14 protein-coding genes are annotated in these 19,314 nt (G+C 66.7%); 7 read left to right on the plus strand and 7 right to left on the minus strand.

Annotated features, from left to right (window positions below; all coding sequences use genetic code 11):
* Window positions 1-42 precede the first annotated feature (42 nt).
* Both AC1RL8_RS04755 and AC1RL8_RS04760 read right to left on the minus strand, forming a co-directional pair.
* On the minus strand, window positions 43-648 hold the full coding sequence (locus AC1RL8_RS04755) for an isochorismatase family protein (protein ID WP_159271530.1): 606 nt from the start codon (window positions 646-648) through the stop codon (window positions 43-45).
* Between the two features lie 12 nt (window positions 649-660).
* Window positions 661-1,347 (minus strand): TetR/AcrR family transcriptional regulator, encoded by a 687-nt coding sequence (locus tag AC1RL8_RS04760; RefSeq protein WP_492684043.1) that lies wholly within the window; start codon window positions 1,345-1,347, stop codon window positions 661-663.
* A 128-nt stretch (window positions 1,348-1,475) separates the two neighbouring features.
* Here AC1RL8_RS04760 and AC1RL8_RS04765 point away from each other — a divergent pair, with 128 nt between their 5' ends.
* The gene (locus tag AC1RL8_RS04765) at window positions 1,476-3,101 is read left to right on the plus strand and encodes a 4-hydroxyphenylacetate 3-hydroxylase family protein (protein ID WP_492684044.1); all 1,626 of its coding nucleotides are present in this window, start codon (window positions 1,476-1,478) and stop codon (window positions 3,099-3,101) included.
* 10 nt (window positions 3,102-3,111) lie between these two features.
* Entirely contained in the window at window positions 3,112-3,912 is an 801-nt protein-coding gene (locus AC1RL8_RS04770) for an alpha/beta fold hydrolase (RefSeq protein WP_492684045.1), read from the plus strand.
* An 8-nt stretch (window positions 3,913-3,920) separates the two neighbouring features.
* Here AC1RL8_RS04770 and AC1RL8_RS04775 read toward each other — a convergent pair whose 3' ends face one another.
* Window positions 3,921-4,973 (minus strand): PQQ-dependent sugar dehydrogenase, encoded by a 1,053-nt coding sequence (locus AC1RL8_RS04775; RefSeq protein ID WP_492684855.1) that lies wholly within the window; start codon window positions 4,971-4,973, stop codon window positions 3,921-3,923.
* Window positions 4,974-5,295: 322 nt separating this feature from the next.
* Here AC1RL8_RS04775 and AC1RL8_RS04780 point away from each other — a divergent pair, with 322 nt between their 5' ends.
* A complete protein-coding gene (locus AC1RL8_RS04780; RefSeq protein WP_062480809.1) occupies window positions 5,296-5,871 on the plus strand; it encodes a C40 family peptidase in 576 nt (191 codons plus the stop codon).
* Between the two features lie 86 nt (window positions 5,872-5,957).
* On the opposite strand, the gene lpdA is transcribed toward AC1RL8_RS04780, so the two are convergent.
* The 4 genes from lpdA to aceE are packed head-to-tail and all read right to left on the minus strand — an operon-like array spanning window position 5,958 to window position 12,801.
* Window positions 5,958-7,784 (minus strand): dihydrolipoyl dehydrogenase, encoded by a 1,827-nt coding sequence (gene lpdA, locus AC1RL8_RS04785; RefSeq protein WP_492684046.1) that lies wholly within the window; start codon window positions 7,782-7,784, stop codon window positions 5,958-5,960.
* A complete protein-coding gene (locus tag AC1RL8_RS04790) occupies window positions 7,781-8,374 on the minus strand; it encodes an Ntn hydrolase family protein (RefSeq protein WP_095745669.1) in 594 nt (197 codons plus the stop codon). The genes lpdA and AC1RL8_RS04790 overlap by 4 nt, the downstream gene beginning before the upstream one ends.
* Complete coding sequence (gene aceF, locus AC1RL8_RS04795) at window positions 8,371-10,026, minus strand: dihydrolipoyllysine-residue acetyltransferase (protein ID WP_492684047.1); 1,656 nt, start codon at window positions 10,024-10,026, stop codon at window positions 8,371-8,373. Before aceF ends, AC1RL8_RS04790 begins: the two co-directional genes overlap by 4 nt.
* A gap of 45 nt (window positions 10,027-10,071) precedes the next feature.
* Complete coding sequence (gene aceE, locus AC1RL8_RS04800) at window positions 10,072-12,801, minus strand: pyruvate dehydrogenase (acetyl-transferring), homodimeric type (RefSeq protein WP_492684048.1); 2,730 nt, start codon at window positions 12,799-12,801, stop codon at window positions 10,072-10,074.
* 183 nt (window positions 12,802-12,984) lie between these two features.
* On the opposite strand from aceE, the gene AC1RL8_RS04805 reads away from it, so the two are divergent.
* From AC1RL8_RS04805 to AC1RL8_RS04820, 4 genes are all read left to right on the plus strand, one after another.
* A complete protein-coding gene (locus AC1RL8_RS04805) occupies window positions 12,985-15,525 on the plus strand; it encodes a PAS domain-containing sensor histidine kinase (protein WP_062479933.1) in 2,541 nt (846 codons plus the stop codon).
* Complete coding sequence (locus AC1RL8_RS04810; protein ID WP_056580071.1) at window positions 15,522-16,157, plus strand: response regulator transcription factor; 636 nt, start codon at window positions 15,522-15,524, stop codon at window positions 16,155-16,157. The genes AC1RL8_RS04805 and AC1RL8_RS04810 overlap by 4 nt, the downstream gene beginning before the upstream one ends.
* A gap of 80 nt (window positions 16,158-16,237) precedes the next feature.
* Window positions 16,238-17,089, plus strand: coding sequence for a bifunctional methylenetetrahydrofolate dehydrogenase/methenyltetrahydrofolate cyclohydrolase FolD (folD, locus tag AC1RL8_RS04815; protein ID WP_062479931.1), 852 nt, complete (start codon window positions 16,238-16,240; stop codon window positions 17,087-17,089).
* A 129-nt stretch (window positions 17,090-17,218) separates the two neighbouring features.
* On the plus strand, window positions 17,219-19,267 hold the full coding sequence (locus tag AC1RL8_RS04820) for a M3 family metallopeptidase (RefSeq protein ID WP_492684049.1): 2,049 nt from the start codon (window positions 17,219-17,221) through the stop codon (window positions 19,265-19,267).
* Window positions 19,268-19,314 lie beyond the last annotated feature (47 nt).

Here is a 19,314-nt window from a genome sequence, read left to right on the forward strand (position 1 = left end):
GCGGCCCCTTGCCGGGCCGCCCTTCAACAGCAGTTCAGTGAATCAGCGGATCAGCGCCTGCAGGTCGCGGAACGCCGGGTGTTCGGCGGTGCGCAGCCACTCGAAGCCGACCATCTCGGTGGTCACGAGCTCCGCGCCCGCGCCAGCCAGCCGGTCGAAGGCGGCGTCGCGGTTGCGCTCGGTACGCGAACTGCAGGCGTCGGTGACGACCCACACGTCGAACTCGTCCTCGAGCAGGTCGAGCGCGGTCTGCAGCAGGCAGACATGGGCTTCGCAGCCGGCGATGACGACGGTGTTGCGCTCTTCGGCCGCGGCCGGGGGCTTCTGCAGGTGCTTGGGCAGGCTGCGGGCGTTGCCCTGCGGTGCCGCCTTGGCGGGCGGACGCAGCCATTCGCCGAGCCCCTCTTCCACGCCGCTGAAATGCATCTTGGCCAGCGTCTTGCGGCAGAAGGCGCGGATCTCGGGCAGGTTCTCGCCCAGCTTGGACGGGTTCTGCTCGGTGCCCCAGACCGGCACGTCGACCCACTGCGCCATCTGGCCCAGGCGCGCCGCGTTGCGCGCCGCCGCCTCGCCTTCGAAGATCGCCGGCATCAGCCGCGCCTGGTAATCGACCAGGACGAGTTGGGATTGCGTGGCGTCGAGCAGCATGGACTTCTTCTTTCAGGTATCGGTTGAACTGGGCTGAACCGTACCACCGAAAAGCGCGGGTTTCGCGGGATCGTCCGCCGTTGCCACAGGGGAAGATCGCTGCACCAGCTGCGCGAGGTAGGTCTTGAACAGCGCATCGGCCGACTGCCTGAACATGCGGATGCGCCCCGTGTGCTGCATCAGCAGCAGGCCGACGCCGTGCGCGAACAGCGCCGTGTTCTCCTGCTGCGCGAGGTCGGCATCGAGGCCCAACGCCAGCAGCGCTTCCTCGCAGGGGCGCAGGGCGTCGTAGAGGCGGTCGTTCAGTTCGTGGTCGAGCGCGTGCGTCAGTCCCCGGGGCCGCATGCCGTGCACCAGATAGAAGCCGAGGTCGAGGTCGCGCGGGTTCGCCGCATAGAAGTCGAACCAGGCCTGGGCCTTGGCGGCCAGGGTCTGGTCGGGCCGACGCTCGGACACCGCCACCTCGGCCACCGCGGCCTGCAGGCGCAGCAGCGACTCGTCGAGCAAGGCCGCGTAGATCGCCTCCTTGCTCTCGAAGTACGAATAGATGGCGCCCGGCGTGTAGCCGGCTTTCTTCGCGATTTCACGGATGCTCGCGCCCTCGATGCCGGCCTCCGCGAACACCGTGCGGGCGGCGTCGAGCACCAGGGCGCGGCGGGCGCCGGTGAGGGTCTGGCGGCGTTGGAGCTTGGCGTGCATGGGCGGGACTATAGCCCTCGATCTGGTCGTCGATCATTTTTTCGAACGTTGATCTAAAAATTGAACAGTGTTTAAATCTTCGAGCCAACGGTCAAAAAAATCCCCACGAGCCCCTGGAGACAACACGCATGAACGCCCCGCCTTCCGACGCCCTCCTCATGTCCGGCGCCGACTACCGTGAATCGCTGCGCCGGTACACCCCCAACGTGTTCGTCGACGGCCGCCGCGTCGCCAGCGTGGCCGACGAGCCCGCGTTCCAGCCCGGCATCAACGCCATCGCCCTCACCTACGACCACGCGCTGAAGTCCGAGTACGCCCCACTCATGACCGCCGCGCAGCACACCAGCGGCAAGCGCGTGAATCGGCTCTCGCACATCAACACGAGTTCGGGCGACCTGCTCAACAAGCTCGAGGCCGTGCGGCTGGTGTGCCAGGAAACCGGCTGCGCCCAGCGCTACCTGACGCACGACGCGCTCAACGCCATCGCGCAGGTGTCGGCGCGCATCGACGACGCGCGCGGCAGCACCGAGCACACCGCGCGCTTTCTCAATTACCTGCACCGCATCCAGGACCAGGACCTGACCCTGGGCGTCGCCATGACCGACGCCAAGGGCGACCGCAGCCGCCGGCCGCACGAGCAGGCGAACGTCGACAGCTACCTGCACGTGGTCGAGCGCAACGCGCGCGGCATCGTCATTTCGGGCACCAAGGCCATCGTGACCGGCGCGCCGTATGTGCACGAGTTGCTGGTCATGCCCTGCCGGAACATGGGCAAGGAAGACGCCGACTTCGCCGTCTGCTGCGCCGTGCCGCTCGATGCGCCCGGCCTCACCATCGTCGCGCGGCCGGCCGGGCGGCCCGGCGAGAAGCTCGAGCACGGCGATGCCCTGTTCAGCCGCAAGTACGGCCAGAGCACCGGCGTGTGCATGTTCGACCGGGTGTTCGTGCCGTGGGAGCGCGTGTTCTATGCCGGCGAATGGGAGCACTCGGGCCACCTGACCTACAGCTACGCCACGCACCACCGCCACAGCTGCATCGCGGCCCGGGCCGGTTTCGGCGACCTGCTGATCGGCGCCGGCGCGCTGATGTGCGAGGCCAACGGCTTCGACCCTGGCAAGGAGAGCCACCTGCGCGAGCAGATGGTCGAGCTCATCACCATCACCGAGAGCTTCTTCGCCTGCGGCGTGGCGGCCAGCGTCTACGGCAAGGCCGACGACCACTGCGAGGTCTTCATGCCCGACCCGGTGTTCAGCAACATCGGCAAGCTGCTGCTGGCCACGAAGATCTACGACATGCACCGCATCGCGCACTACGTGAGCGGCGGCCTCATCGTCACCCTGCCCGGCCCGGACGAAGACCACAACCCCGAGACCGCGGCACGCCTGTCCGACGTGCTGCGCGCCAACCCCGCCATTCCCTACGAGCAGCGCATCGAGACGGCCCGCTTCATCGAAGACCTTACGGCCGGCTACCAGGGCGGCTGGTACAGCGTGATCAGCCTGCACGGCGGCGGCTCGCCGGCAGCGATGAAGCAGGAGATCTGGCGCAACTACCCGGTCGGCTCGAAGGTCGAGCTGGTCGAGCGCCTGCTCGAGCGCGGCATCGCGGCCGACGGCACGCCGGCCGCCGCGCCGCACGACCCGCGCCGCGCCGTCACGAAGAACCGCCAGCCCGGCAAGTGCTGCGACACCGGCTGCACCGTGCCGGGACAGCCCGTGATGGTCGACCTGCCAATTCCGGTGTCGCGCACCTAGACTCCGGCGGATGCAGACCCTGTCGCTCCTCCGCCGCCGCCTCGTCCTGCTCTTCGGCGCCGCCTCGTTGCTGCTGCTCGCCGGCTGCAGCGGGTTGCGTGCCGCCGAGGCGCCGCTGGCCACCACGCTGGAAAAGAGCAGTTGCACCCGCAGCGCCGACACGCTGATCGTGCTGCTGCCCGGCGCCTACTCGGCACCCGAGGAGTTCGTGCGCGAAGGCTTCATCGACGCACTGAACGAGAACCGGCTCGCGGTCGACACCCTGCGCGTCGACGCCCACGTGGGCTACTACCGCAACAAGACCATCCTCGACCGGCTGGATCGGGACGTGATCGCACCGGCGCGCCGCCAAGGCTACAAGGCGATCTGGATCGCAGGCATCTCGGTCGGCGGTTTCGGCGGGCTGCTGTATGCCCAGACGCACCCCGGCGACCTCGCCGGCCTGGTCGTGCTGGCGCCCTACCTGGGCGACCGCGTGCTGAGCCAGGACATCGCCAACGCCGGCGGCCTGTCGCGCTGGCGCGGCCCGCTCGAAGCACCGCCGGGCAGCGACCCGCGCACGCCGAGTGAAACGCAGCTCTGGCAGTGGCTGCGCGGCTACGTCGGCCACACCCGCACGTTCGGCGACCGGCCGCCGCTGTACCTGGGCTACGCGCTCGACGACCGCTTCGCCTTCAGCCACCGGCTGCTGGCCGGTGCGTTGCCGGCGGAGCGCGTGGTCACGACCGAAGGCGGGCACGACTGGCCCGAGTGGCGGCGGCTCTGGCGCCGCCTGCTGCCGACGCTGCCGCTGCCGGGCTGCCCCGGCTGAGGCGCCCTTCAGTTCGGCCGCAGGCGCAGCAGCTTGCCGTCGGACTCGTCGGTGAGCACGTAGAGCAGGCCATCCGGCCCCTGCTTCACGTCGCGGATGCGGGCCCGGCCATCGGCCAGCAGCTTGTGCTCGGCAACCACCTTGTCGTCCTTCAGCTCGACGCGGTCGAGATAACCGAACTTCAGCGAGCCCACGAACAGGTTGCCCTTCCAGCCGGCGCCATAGCGGTCACTGGTGAGGAAGGCCATGCCCGAGGGCGCGATCGACGGCACCCAGTAGTGCAGCGGCTGCTCCATGCCGTCCTTGCGGGCGATTCCCTCGCCGATCTTGCCGCCGCCGTAGTTCTCGCCGTAGGTGATCACCGGCCAGCCGTGGTTGACGCCGGCGCGCGGGATGTTGATCTCGTCGCCGCCCTGCGGGCCGTGCTCCGTCATCCAGAAGCGGCCGTCGGGCGCGAGCGTCGCGCCCTGGCTGTTGCGATGGCCGTAGCTCCAGATCTCGGGCAGCGCACCCGGCTTGCCGACGAAGGGGTTGTCTTTCGGCACGCTGCCGTCCTTGGCGATGCGCACCACCTTGCCGTGGTGGTTGTCGAGCGTCTGCGCGTCGTCCTTGCGGCTGAAGCGGTCGCCGAGCGTGAGAAAGAGAGTCCTGTCGCGAGACTCGACGATGCGGCAGCCGAAGTGCGCGCGGCTCGCGACCTTGGGCTTCTGGCTGAAGATGACCTGCAATGCTTCCAGCTTCGTGCCGTCGGCCGACAGACGGGCGCGTGCAAGCGCGGTGCTGTTGGCCGATCCGCCGGCCGCCTCGGGTTCCGAATAACAGAAGTACAGGGTGCGGTTCTGCGCGAAGCCGCTATCGGCCAGCACGTCGAGCAGCCCGCCCTGCCCGCCCGCAGCGATGGGCGGCAGGCCCTGGATCGGCGCGCCCAGCTTGCCGTCGGCCGCCACCAGCCGCAGGCGGCCGGGCTTCTCGGTGACCACGAAACGGCCTTCCGGCAGGAAGGCGACGCCCCAGGGGTTTTCAAGACCGGAAGCGACGGTTTCGGTACGCACCTGCGCCATGGCCGCGCCAGCCAGGCCACATCCCGCGAGCACCAAGAGGCTTCCCAGGGAGCGAAGAAAGGAGCGATTTCGCAAGTTCATGAAGATTTCCTGAATTTGAGGACGTCTTGGCAACAAATGGAATGCACATGCCGACTTTTAAGACTTCGAAGTCATATCAGTCGAGGTGTTTACATTCGAATCCTTATGCCGCATAAACGTTCACCGTTACATTTTTTCTTTCGCCGGATCGAAAAAGTCCATTTAAATCAATGGTTTACGCACGCATTCAACAATTCAGATTAAATTGACATAACTGCGCGTCATCAATATCCTACGCGCCATGCGTTTTTTCGTCCTACCCGTATCCCTCCTGTTCGCCGTGGCCGTCCACGCCGCCCCCCCTCAACAGGATCGATCGGATGAGATGGACCGAATCCTTGCCGAACGCGGCCTGGTCGGCCAGTTCCATCAGGTTCGCCAGACCGTCGCAGAGCGCACGTCCGACCTCGTCGTGACCGCCATCGGTTTCCTCGGCGTTCCTTACCGCCGCGGCGGCAACACCGCCGAATCCGGCTTCGATTGCAGCGGCTTCGTCCGCGCCATGTACAACCAGACGGTGGGCCACGTGCTCCCGCGCCGCGCCGAAGAACAGGCCGCCGCCACCGAGAAGATCGACCGCAGCCAGCTCAAGCCCGGCGACCTCGTGTTCTTCAACACCATGCGCCGCACCTTCAGCCACGTCGGCATCTACGTCGGCGAAGGCAAGTTCATCCATTCCCCCCGCTCCGGCGCCCAGGTCCGTGTCGAAGACATGAACGGCAGCTACTGGCAGCGCCGCTTCGACGGCGCCCGCCGCGTGCTCAGCGGCCAGGGCGACGAGGTCAAGGCGGCGGCCATGGGCACTGCCAGCGACTGATTCGGTTTCCCGAATCCAGGACGAAAAAAATCCCGCCGCGGCGGGATTTTTTGTGGGCGCGCGATAGGCGCCGTAGCGCCTATCGATCAGGCCGCCTTCTTCGCCGGCGGCAGGTCCGTGCAGGTGCCGTGCGCCACTTCGGCCGCCATGCCGATGCTTTCGCCCAGCGTCGGGTGCGGGTGGATCGTCTTGCCGATGTCGATCTCGTCCGCGCCCATCTCGATGGCCAGCGCGATCTCGCCGATCATGTCGCCGGCATGCGTGCCGACGATGCCGCCACCCAGGATGCGGTGCGTCTCGGCGTCGAACAGCAGCTTGGTGAAGCCTTCGTCGCGGCCGTTGGCAATGGCCCGGCCCGATGCGGTCCACGGGAAATGGCCCTTCTTGACCTTGATGCCTTCGGCCTTGGCCTGGTCTTCGGTAAGACCCACCCACGCCACCTCGGGGTCGGTGTAGGCCACGCTGGGGATCACCCGGGCATTGAAGGCGGCGCTGGAGAGCTCCTTGTCGCCCTTCTGCTCGCCGGCGATCACTTCAGCCGCCACGTGCGCCTCGTGCACCGCCTTGTGCGCCAGCATGGGCTGGCCCACGATGTCGCCGATGGCGAAGATGTGCGGCACGTTGGTGCGCATCTGGATGTCGACCGGAATGAAGCCGCGGTCGCTCACCGTGATGCCGGCCTTCTCGGCGCCGATCTTCTTGCCGTTCGGGCTGCGGCCCACGGCCTGCAGCACGAGGTCGTACACCTGCGGTTCCTTCGGCGCGTTCTCACCCTCGAAAGTGACCTTGATGCCTTCCTTCGTGGCTTCGGCGCCGACCGTCTTGGTCTTGAGCATGATGTTGTCGAAGCGCGGCGCGTTCATCTTCTGCCAGACCTTCACGAGGTCGCGGTCAGCGCCCTGCATGAGGCCGTCGAGCATCTCGACCACATCGAGGCGCGCGCCCAGCGTCGAATACACGGTGCCCATCTCGAGGCCGATGATGCCGCCGCCCAGCACCAGCATGCGCTTGGGGTCGGTGCCCATTTCGAGCGCGCCGGTCGAGTCGACCACGCGCGGGTCCTTCGGCATGAAGGGCAGGCTCACCGACTGCGAACCGGCCGCGATGATCGCGTTGCGGAACTTGACGGTCTGCTTCTTGCCCGTGGTGTCCCAGCTCGTGCCGGAGGTCTCTTCGACTTCCAGGTGGTACGGGTCGATGAAGTTGCCCACGCCGCGCAGCACCGTCACCTTGCGCATCTTGGCCATCGCCGTGAGGCCACCGGTGAGCTTGCCCACCACCTTGTTCTTGTGGCCGAGCAGCTTGGCGCGGTCGACCGTGGGCGCGGCGAAGCTCACGCCTAGGTCGGCGAAGTGCTTCACCTCGTCCATGACGGAAGCGACGTGCAGCAGCGCCTTCGAGGGAATGCAGCCGACGTTCAGGCACACGCCGCCGAGGGTGGCGTAGCGTTCGATCAGCACGACCTTCAGGCCGAGGTCGGCCGCGCGGAAGGCGGCTGAGTAGCCGCCGGGGCCGGCACCGAGTACGACCACGTCGCACTCGACATCGACCTTGCCGCCGTAGCTGGACACCACCACGGACGCTGCCGCGGCAGGGGCCGGTGCGGCCGCCTTGGGCGCAGGCGCAGCAGCTGCCGGCGCGGGTGCCGCAGCAGCCGGCGCGGGCGCAGCGGCCCCGTCGACTTCGAGCGTGAGCACGACCGAGCCTTCCTTGACCTTGTCGCCCACCTTCACGGCCAGCGACTTCACCACGCCGGCGGCCGACGAGGGAATCTCCATCGAGGCCTTGTCCGATTCGACCGTGATGAGCGACTGCTCGGCCTTGACCGTGTCGCCGACGTTGACCAGCACCTCGATCACCGCGACTTCGTCGAAGTCGCCGATGTCCGGCACCTTGATGTGTTGTTCGCTCATTTGGACACTTTCAGTTTGAGTGTGAGAACGTCGGCCGGCAGGGCCGAATTGCGATCGAATTCGCAGGCGGCGGCGATGCCCGCCTCCGCCACGTCGCGCGCGTTGCGCGACTTGTTGTCATAGGCCGCGTGCATGGCGCCGAGCGCGAAGCTGCGTCCCGAGCCGATGGCCCAGTACTGCTTGAACTCGAACACCTCGCGGTAGCTGTAGATGCCGTAGATGCCGCTCGGGTTGGCCAGCAGCATGGTGAACTGGCTCGACTCGTAGGGCTCGTGCTCGTCTTCCTTGGTCTGCATGAAGAACGAGTCCTTCAGCACCGGATGCAGCTGCGTGAAGGTGTGGAACACCTCGTGCTTGCTGCCGAACTGCAGCGCCTCGCGCGGCTGGGCCGCCAGCGCATGCTGGAGCACCAGCTGGTGCGCAGCGGCGCCCGCCACCGCGAACAGGCTCTGGCCCGCGGCATCCTCGACGGTGAAGATCTTCTGGTTCGCTTCGGCGTTGTGCGACATGCGCGTGTCGCCGAAGGTCACCAGCGAGTCTGCCGCCATCGTGACCTGGCCGCCTTTGCGGACGGCCACTACGGTGGTCATAGCAGGATGCGGCGGTAGTCTGCGAGCACTTGCCCCAGGTAGGCGTTGAAACGCGCAGCCAGGGCGCCATCGATCACGCGGTGGTCGTACGACAGCGACAGCGGCAGCGTGAGACGCGGCACGAACTGCTTGCCGTCCCACACCGGCTTCATCTGACCCTTGGAGAGGCCGAGGATGGCCACTTCGGGGGCGTTGATGATGGGCGTGAAGTGCGTACCGCCAATGCCGCCGAGCGAGCTGATCGAGAAGCAGCCGCCCTGCATGTCGGCCGAGCCGAGCTTGCCGTCGCGCGCCTTCTTGGCGAGTTCGCCCATCTCGGCACTGATCTGCAGGATGCCCTTCTTGTCGGCATCTTTCAGCACCGGCACCACGAGCCCGTTGGGCGTGTCGGCCGCGAAGCCGATGTTGTAGTACTGCTTGTAGACGAGCTGGTCGCCGTCCAGGCTGGCGTTGAAGTCGGGGAATTTCTTCAGCGCCGCGACCACCGCCTTGATCACGAAGGCGAGCATCGTGACCTTGATGCCCGACTTCTCGTTCTCCTTGTTGGTGGAGACGCGGAAGGCCTCGAGCTCGGTGATGTCGGCTTCGTCGTTGTTGGTGACGTGCGGAATCATCACCCAGTTGCGGTGCAGGTTCGCGCCGCTGAGCTTCTTGATGCGCGACAGGTCCTTGCGCTCGACGGTACCGAACTTCGCGAAGTCGACCTTGGGCCACGGAATGAGGCCCAGCGCCGCGCCGTCGCCACCACCACCGGCCGGCGCCTTGGCCGCCGAGGCCTTGGTGCTGGCCTGGCCGCTCATCACGGCCTTGGTGAAGTTCTGGACGTCTTCCTGCGTGATGCGGCCCTTGAGACCGGAACCCTTGACCTCTTCGAGCGGCACGCCGAGTTCGCGCGCGAACTTGCGCACCGAGGGCGAGGCGTGCGGCAGGCTGCCGGTGGGGGCCGACGTCGGCTGGTGGGCCGGGGCGGCTGCAGCAGGTGCTGCGGCGGCCGGCGCAGGTGCGCTGGCGGTTGCTGCGGCGGGCGCGGCAGCCGCAGCCTGTGCCGGCGCGGGTGCTGGTGCCGCGGCACCTGCGGCGCCTTCGAGCACCGCGATCAGATCGCCGATGTTGACGGTGTCGCCGACCTTGACCTTGAGTTCCTTCAGCACGCCGGCGGCCGACGACGGGATTTCCATCGAGGCCTTGTCCGACTCCACCGTGATCAGCGACTGCTCGGCGGCGATGGTGTCACCCACCTTCACCAGCAGCTCGATGACCGCGACGTCCTTGAAGTCGCCGATGTCCGGCACCTTGACGTCGACCGGGCCCGAGGCTGCCGGTGCGGCTGCGGCGGGCGCAGGCGCTGCAACCGCCGCAGCGGGTGCCGCCGCAGCAGGCGCAGCGGCCGGCGCCGGGGCGGCGGCAGCCGCGCCCTCGGCCTCGACCACCAGCACCACCGAGCCTTCCTTGACCTTGTCGCCCACGGCGACCTTGATTTCCTTGACCACACCGGCCGTGGACGACGGGATTTCCATCGACGCCTTGTCCGATTCGACCGTGATGAGCGACTGTTCGGCCTTGACCGTGTCGCCCACCTTCACGAGCACCTCGATCACCGCGACTTCATCGAAATCGCCGATGTCCGGCACCTTCACTTCCACTGCTGCCATATCGTTGTCTCCCGCCGTCAGGCGCCGTTCGTTGGTTGTTGATGTTCAAGCGTAAAGCGGGTTGACCTTGTCGACATTGATGCCGTACTTCTTGATCGCTTCCACCACCTTGGCCACCGGCACGGTGCCATCTTCGCTCAGCGCCTTGAGCGCAGCCACCACGATGTAGTGACGATTGATCTCAAAGTGTTCGCGCAGCTTGGCGCGGAAGTCGCTGCGACCGAAACCGTCGGTGCCCAGCACCTTGTAGTTGCGGCCCTTCGGCACGAAGGGACGGATCTGCTCGGCGTAGGCCTTCATGTAGTCGGTCGAGGCGATCACCGGGCCGGTCGAGGCACCGAGCTGCTCGGCCACGAAGGGCACGCGCGGCGTCTGGTCGGGGTGCAGCAGGTTCCAGCGGTCGGCGTCCTGGCCGTCGCGGGTCAGCTCGTTGAAGCTCGGGCAGCTCCACACCGAAGCCGACACGCCCCATTCCTTCTCGAGCAGTTCTTGCGCAGCAAAGCTCTCGCGCAGGATGGTGCCGCTGCCCAGCAGTTGCACGGTCGGTGCTTCCTTGGCGCCCTTGGCGGCCTTGACCACCGGGCCCTGCTTGGACAGGTACATGCCCTTGATGATCTGCTCTTCGGTGCCGGGCTGCAGGCCGGGCATCGCGTAGTTCTCGTTGAGCAGCGTCAGGTAGTAGTAGACGTTGTCCTGCTTCTCGACCATGCGCTTGAGGCCGTGGTGCAGGATCACGCCGACTTCGTGCGCGAAGGTCGGGTCGTAGCTCACGCAGTTCGGGATGGTGTTGGCCAGGATGTGGCTGTGACCGTCTTCGTGCTGCAGGCCTTCGCCGTTCAGCGTGGTGCGTCCCGAGGTGCCGCCCAGCAGGAAGCCGCGGGCCTGCATGTCGCCGGCCGCCCAGGCCAGGTCGCCGATGCGCTGGAAGCCGAACATCGAGTAGTACACGTAGAACGGCACCATGATGCGGTTGTTCGTGCTGTACGACGTGGCCGCCGCGATCCAGCTGGACATGCCGCCGGCTTCGTTGATGCCCTCTTGCAGGATCTGGCCGGCCTTGTCTTCCTTGTAGTACATGACCTGGTCCTTGTCGACCGGGGTGTACTGCTGACCGTGCGGGTTGTAGATGCCGATCTGGCGGAACAGGCCTTCCATGCCGAAGGTGCGGGCCTCGTCCACCAGGATGGGCACGACGCGCGGGCCCAGGGCCTTGTCGCGCAGCAGCTGCGTGAGGAAGCGCACGTAGGCTTGCGTGGTCGAGATCTCGCGGCCTTCGGCCGTGGGCTCCATCACCGCCTTGAAGGTGTCGAGCGAGGGCACCGTGAAGCTCTCGTCGGCCTTCACCCGGCGGTGCGGCAGGTAACCGCCCAGGGCCTTGCGGCGCTCGTGCAGGTAGCGCATTTCCGGCGTGTCGTCGGCCGGCTTGTAGAACGGCAGCTCGGCGATCTGGCTGTCGGGAATCGGGATGTTGAAGCGGTCGCGGAAGGCCTTGATGTCCTCGTCGCCGAGCTTCTTGGTCTGGTGAACCGTGTTCTTGCCTTCGCCGATCTTGCCCATGCCGAAGCCCTTGACGGTCTTGACGAGCAGCACCGACGGCTGGCCCTTGTGGTTCTGGGCGGCGTGGAAGGCGGCATACACCTTCTGCGAGTCGTGGCCGCCGCGCTGCAGGTTCCAGACCTCGTCGTCGGTCAGGTGTTCGACCATCTTCAGCGTGCGCGGGTCGCGGCCGAAGAAGTTCTTGCGCACATAGGCGCCGTCGTTGGCCTTGAACGACTGGTAGTCGCCGTCGTTGCACTCCATCATGATCTTGCGCAGCGCGCCGTCATGGTCCTTCTCGAGCAGGGCATCCCAGCCCTTGCCCCAGATGAGCTTGATGACGTTCCAGTTGGCGCCGCGGAACTCGCCTTCGAGCTCCTGGATGATCTTGCCGTTGCCGCGCACCGGGCCGTCCAGGCGCTGCAGGTTGCAGTTGATGACGAAGATCAGGTTGTCGAGGTTCTCGCGCGCGGCCAGGCCGATGGCGCCGAGCGATTCGACTTCATCCATTTCGCCGTCGCCGCAGAACACCCAGACCTTGCGGCTCTCGGTGTTGGCGATGCCGCGGGCGTGCAGGTACTTCAGGAAGCGCGCCTGGTAGATCGCCATCAGCGGGCCCAGGCCCATCGACACCGTGGGGAACTGCCAGAACTCGGGCATCAGCTTCGGGTGCGGGTAGCTCGAAAGGCCCTTGCCGTCGACTTCCTGACGGAAGTTGAGCAGCTGGTCTTCGGAGAGGCGGCCTTCGAGGTAGGCGCGGGCATAGATGCCAGGCGACACGTGGCCCTGGATGTACAGCAGGTCGCCGCCGTGGTTTTCGCTCTCGGCGTGCCAGAAGTGGTTGAAACCGGCGCCGAACATGCTGGCCAGAGAGGCGAAGGAGCCGATGTGGCCGCCCAGGTCACCGCCTTCGGGCGGGTGGATGCGGTTGGCCTTGACCACCATGGCCATGGCGTTCCAGCGCATGTAGGCGCGCAGGCGCTGTTCGATCTCGAGGTTGCCGGGGCTGCGGGCTTCCACGCCCGGCTCGATGGTGTTCACGTAGCCGGTGTTGGCCGAGAACGGCATGTCGACGCTGTTCTGGCGCGCATGTTCGAGCAGTTGTTCGAGCAGGAAGTGCGCCCGCTCGGGCCCTTCGCTCTGGATGACGGAAGACAGTGCATCCATCCATTCACGCGTCTCCTGGGCGTCCGCATCGTTTGCGGCCGAGCCGAACAGGTTCTCGGGATTTGCCGACATGCTTGTCTCTCCTTTTAGGGCTGTGGCTGTAATTTAGTGCGCTGGGCACCGAGCGCGCCGGAGTTTCGCATAGAAGTTTCCCTATTTCAAATAGTGCTTGTTGATTTCTTATTATGAAATATCAAGGAGGCACGTCCCCGGCAGGGCCTCTTGCCCGGGAGGGCCATCACCTAAACTCCGCCCATGCCCCTTTCCTCCCCGCTCGCGGTCGCCCGCAGTGCCGTCAAAGCCTCGCCGCTGTCCTGGTGGCGCACGTGGTGGCGCAAGCAGACACCCGTGCTGCAGGACGCCGTCGCGATGCTCGCGCCGATGGCGGCCGTGCTGCTGTTTCTCGCGGCCATCGTGTCGGCGTTCTGGTACCTGCGCTCCGAAGAAGTCGAGCGCGAGCAGGAGTCGGTGCGACGCGATGTCGAGTACGCGCAACAGCGCATGCGCCTGCGTTTGCTGGAGCGGCAGGAACAGCTGATGCGCATCGCGCGCGATGCCTCCAACCGCGAGATCGATCCGGTCGAGTTCACCAGCCGCGCCGAGTCGCTGGTGAGCCAGTTCCCCGAGCTGCAGACCATCAGCTGGATCGATGACCGCCGTCGCTTCAAGGCCGGCTATGCCGCACCCAGCGTGCATCCGGCGCAACAGCACCTGATCGGCGACGTGCTGCGCCCCGGCGACATCGAAAGCAACTACGCGCTGGCGCGCGAGTTGCGCCAGCCGGTGTATTCGCAGCCCGTGGCCGGCGGCGAGCCCGCCGCGATGCTGCAGCTGCACATCCCGCTGTTCGACCAGGGCCTGTTCGCGGGCGTCGTGCTCGGCGAGTTCTCCATCGACGGCCTGCTGCGCTACGGCATGCCCTCCGAAGTGCAGGCGCGCTATGCCGTGTCGCTGCTCGACGCCAAGGGCAACGTCATCGCCGGCAACACCACGCCGCTGAAGAACAGCGGCACCCGCCTGCTGCCCTGGACCGAAGCCACCAACGAATACGAAGTGCCGGTGTCGCCCGTGGGCAATGCGCTGATGCTGCGCGCGCAGGCCTACCGCACCTCGCAGGGCGTGGTGGGCAACGGCCTCTTCTGGCTCGTGTGCGCCCTCAGCGTGATGACCAGCTGGATGCTGATCGGCACCTGGCGCCACACGCGCCGCCGCCTGCAGGCGCAGCAGCGACTGGTGGCCGAAACCAACTTCCGCCGCGCGATGGAAAACTCCATGCTGACCGGCATGCGCGTGCTCGACCTGCAAGGCCGCATCACCTACGTGAACGCCGCGTTCTGCGCCATGACGGGCTGGAGCGAAGACGAACTCGTCGGCCAGACGCCGCCCTTCCCCTACTGGCTCGAATCCGACCGCGAGGTGATGAACGAGCGCCTCGAAGAAGAACTGCACGGCCGCGCCCTGCCCGGCGGCTTCCAGGTGCGCGTGAAGCGCAAGAACGGCAGCGTGTTCAATGCGCGCCTGTACGTGTCGCCGCTGATCGACGCGCGCGGCCACCAGACCGGCTGGATGACGTCGATGACCGACATCACCGAGCCGACGCGCATCCGCGAGCAGCTGTCCGCCTCGTACGAACGCTTCACCACCGTGCTCGAAGCGCTCGACGCCGCCGTGTCGGTGGCGCCCATCGGCAGCGAGGAGCTGCTGTTCGCCAACAAGCTGTACCGCCTGTGGTTCGGCTCCGACACCGTGGGCCACTTGGGCATGGTGGCGCAAGCCGGCGTGCCGCCGTCGAACGCGCACGACGAAGGCCTGGACGACGTCGACCCCTACGCCGGCCTGCCCATCGACACGCTCACCGCCGCCCAGACCGCGAACAACGAGATCTTCGTGCCGCACCTGGGCAAGTGGCTCGAGGTGCGCTCGCGCTACCTGACCTGGGTCGACGGCCGCCTGGCGCAGCTGGTGATCGCCACCGACATCACGCCGCGCCGCGACGCCGAAGAGCAGGCCGCCGCGCAGGCCGACAAGGCCCAGGCCGCAAGCCGCCTGATCACCATGGGCGAAATGGCCTCCAGCGTGGCGCACGAGCTCAACCAGCCGCTGACGGCCATCGCCAACTACTGCAACGGGATGATGTCGCGCATCAAGGGCCAGACGATCGACAACGACGCCCTGCTCGCCGCACTCGAGAAAACCTCGAAGCAGGCGCAGCGCGCGGGCCAGATCATCCAGCGCATCCGCTCCTTCGTGAAACGCAGCGAACCCAACCGCACGCCGGCCGACGTCGCCACGATGGTGAGCGAGGCGGTCGAACTCGCGGGCATCGAGCTGCGCCGGCGCAACGTGCGCCTGAACCACTACGTGGCCGCGCGGCTGCCGGTGGTGCGCGTCGACCCGATCCTCATCGAGCAGGTGATGGTCAACCTGCTGAAGAACGCGGCCGAATCCATCGACATCGCCGACCGCCCGCTGGCGCGCCGCAGCGTCGAGCTGCGCGTGCTGCCCAAGGTGATCGAGGGGCACAATGCCATCGAGTTCTCGGTGCAGGACACGGGCAAGGGCCTCTCGCCCGAGGTCATGGACCGGCTCTACGAGGCCTTCTTCTCCACCAAGCCCGAGGGCATGGGCATTGGGCTCAACCTGTGCCGCACCATCGTCGAGTCGCACCGCGGCCGGATGCAGGCGGAGAACATCTACAATGGCCCGGATGTGATCGGATGCCGTTTTTCCTTCTGGATTCCGGTGTTGGACGCTATCAGTTCCGTAGCAAGCGACGAGGCAAAGGTACCTGCATGAGTTTGATTCCGAAGAAGGGCACGGTCTATGTCGTCGATGACGACGAAGCCGTACGCGATTCGCTGCAATGGCTGCTCGAAGGCAAGGACTACAGAGTCCGCTGTTTCGAGTCCGCCGAATCCTTTCTCTCCCGATACGACCCGCGCGAAGTCGCCTGTCTGATCGTCGATATCCGCATGGCCGGCATGACCGGCCTCGAATTGCAGGATCGACTGATCGAACGGCGTTCTCCGTTGCCGATCGTGGTCATCACCGGCCACGGCGACGTGCCGATGGCGGTCGACAGCATGAAGAAGGGCGCGATGGATTTCATCCAGAAGCCCTTCAACGACGAAGAGCTCGTGTCGCTGGTCGAGCGCATGCTCGAGCACGCACGCGGCGCCTTCACGCAGCACCAGCAGTCGGCCAGCCGCGACGCGCTGCTGTCCAAGCTCACCGGCCGCGAGGCGCAGGTGCTCGAGCGCATCGTCGCCGGCCGCCTGAACAAGCAGATCGCCGACGACCTGGGCATCAGCATCAAGACGGTGGAGGCGCACCGCGCCAACATCATGGAAAAGCTCAACGCCAACACCGTGGCCGATCTGCTCAAGATCGCGCTCGGGCAGGCGGCCCCAGCCGCCAAGGCCTCCTGAGCTGCCGCTATCCCTCCGATAGCCACGCACCTTCCCCACGCCTGCGCAAGCGGGCGTTTTTACTTGGAAAATCAAAACCGATGACCGCCCAACTGATCGACGGCAACGCCCTCGCCAAAACCATCCGCGCCGAGGTGTCCGGCCGCACCGCTGCGCTGAAGGCCCGCGGCGTGAACCCGGCCCTGTCCATCATCCTGGTGGGCAGCGATCCGGCGAGCCAGGTCTACACCAAGCACAAGGTCAACGACAGCACCGAGACCGGCCTCTCGGCCACGCTCGAGACCTACCCCGCCGACCTGAGCGAGGCCGATCTGTTGGCGCGCATCCGTGCCCTCAACGACGACCCCAAGGTGCACGGCATCCTCGTTCAATTGCCGCTGCCCAAGCACATGGACAGCCAGAAGGTCATCGAGACCATCTCGCCCGCCAAGGACGTCGACGGCTTCCACGTGGCCAGCGCCGGCGCGCTGATGACCGGCGCTCCGGGCTTCTGGCCCTGCACGCCGCACGGCTGCATGAAGATGCTCGAATCGATCGGCTACGACCTGCGCGGCAAGCACGCCGTGGTCATCGGCCGCAGCAACATCGTCGGCAAGCCGATGGCCATGATGCTGCTGGCCAAGAGCGCCACCGTCACCATCTGCCACAGCGCCACGAAAGACCTGGGCGCCCTCACGCGCCAGGCCGACGTGGTCGTCGCCGCCGTGGGCAAGCTCGACCTGCTGACCGCCGACATGGTGAAGCCCGGCGCCGTCGTCATCGACGTGGGCATGAACCGCAAGGCCGACGGCAAGCTGGCCGGCGACGTCGATTTCGACGGCGTGAAGGAAGTGGCCGGCTGGATCACCCCCGTGCCCGGCGGCGTCGGCCCGATGACGCGCGCGATGCTTCTGGTCAACACCCTTGAAGCGGCCGAACGCGCCGCAAGATAAGAACCACTCCGTTGTTGGCTCACTGCGTGTAGCCGCCTCCCCCTCAAGGGGCACCACCGGCGGCCCGGCAAAGCCGGTTCCGCGGTGGTTCCCGAAATGGCTTCGCTACGCTCGCCCAGGATCTTTCACATGACCAATCCGCTCCTCGACTTCACCGACCTCCCCCTGTTCGACCGCATCAAGCCCGAACACGTGTCGCCCGCGGTCGACGCGCTGCTGGCCGATGCCGAGGCCGCGCTGCAGACGGTGACGGCGCCCGAATTCCCGGCCGACTGGATCGCGATCTCCAAGGTGCTCGACGTGGCCTCCGAACGCTTCAGCCGCGCCTGGGGCGCTGTCGGCCATCTCAACGCCGTGGCCGACACGCCCGAGCTGCGCGCCGCCTACAACGAGGCCATGCCGCGCGTCACCGCCTTCTGGACCCGCCTGGGTTCCGACGAGCGCCTGTATGCCAAGTACAAGGCCATCGACCCGACCACGCTCAATCCCGAGCAGCGCCAGGCGCACAAGAACGCCGTGCGCAACTTCGTGCTCGGCGGCGCCGAACTGCAGGGCGAGGCCAAGCAGCGCTTTGCCGACATCCAGGAACGCCAGGCCGAGCTGAGCCAGAAGTTCAGCGAGAACGCCCTCGACGCCACCGACGCCTTCGCGCACTACGCGCAGCTCGGTGAACTCGACGGTGTGCCCGAAGACGTGGTGAGCGCCGCGCGCGCGGCCGCCGAGGCCGAAGGCAAGAAGGGCTACAAGCTCACGCTCAAGATGCCGTGCTACCTGCCGGTGATGCAGTTCGCCAAGAGCAGCGCACTGCGCGAAACCCTTTACCGCGCCTACGTGACGCGCGCCAGCGAACTCGGCGATCCGAAGTTCGACAACACCGCGCTCATCACCGAGATCCTCGCGCTGCGCGAGGAAGAATCGAAGCTGCTGGGCTACAAGAACTTCGGCGAACTCTCGGTCGTGCCCAAGATGGCCGAATCGCCCGAGCAGGTCGTCAAGTTCCTGCGCGACCTCGCCGCCAAGGCCAAGCCCTACGGCGAGCGCGACCTGGCCGACCTGCGCGCCTTCGCGGCCGAACAGCTGAACCTCGTCGACCCGCAGGCCTGGGACTGGACCTACGTCGGCGAGAAGCTCAAGGAAGCGCGCTACGCCTTCAGCGAGCAGGAGGTGAAGCAGTACTTCCCAGCGCCCAAGGTGATGGCGGGCCTGTTCAAGATCGTCGAGACGCTGTTCGAGGTGTCGATCCGCCGCGACAGCGCCCCCACCTGGCACCCGAGCGTCGAGTTCTACCGCATCGAGCGGGCCGGCCAGAAGGTCGGCCAGTTCTACCTCGACCCCTCCGCCCGCGCCGCCAAGCGCGGCGGTGCCTGGATGGACGACGTGCGCGCCCGCTGGCTGCGCCCCGACGATGGCGTGCTGCAGACGCCCGTGGCGCAGCTGGTGTGCAACTTCGCCAGCGGCGTCGACGGCAAGCCGCCGCTGCTCACGCACGACGACGTGACCACCCTCTTCCACGAGTTCGGCCACGGCCTGCACCACATGCTCACGCAGGTGAACGAGCGCGACGTGTCAGGCATCAGCGGCGTCGAGTGGGACGCGGTCGAGCTGCCGAGCCAGTTCATGGAGAACTTCTGCTGGGAATGGGACGTGCTCGCCCACATGACGGCCCACGTCGACACCGGCGAGCCGCTGCCGCGCGCGCTCTTCGACAAGATGACCGCCGCCAAGAACTTCCAGAGCGGGCTGCAGACGCTGCGCCAGATCGAGTTCTCGCTGTTCGACATGCTGCTGCACACCGAGCACCAGGCCGCCGCCGCCCAGCCGGGCGCCGTGATGGCGCTGCTCGGCCAGGTGCGCGCCGAAGTGGCCGTGATGCCCTCGCCGCCGTTCAGCCGCACGCCGAACACCTTCAGCCACATCTTCTCGGGCGGCTACGCGGCCGGCTACTACAGCTACAAGTGGGCCGAGGTGCTGAGCGCCGACGCCTACGCGGCCTTCGAGGAAACCGTGGGCGCCGACGGCGAGCCCAACATCGAAACTGGCCGCAGATACCGCCAGGCCATCCTGGAGGCCGGTGGCAGCCGCAGCGCCATGGATTCGTTCAAGGCCTTCCGGGGCCGCGAGCCGCAGCTTGATGCGCTGCTGCGACATCAGGGCATGGCTCAGGCCCAGCCCGCTTGATACGGCGCTGAAGCTTGCGATACTCGGGAGATATGTATCCGACTTTT

Source organism: Variovorax sp. GW822-FHT04E09 (assembly GCF_058800845.1).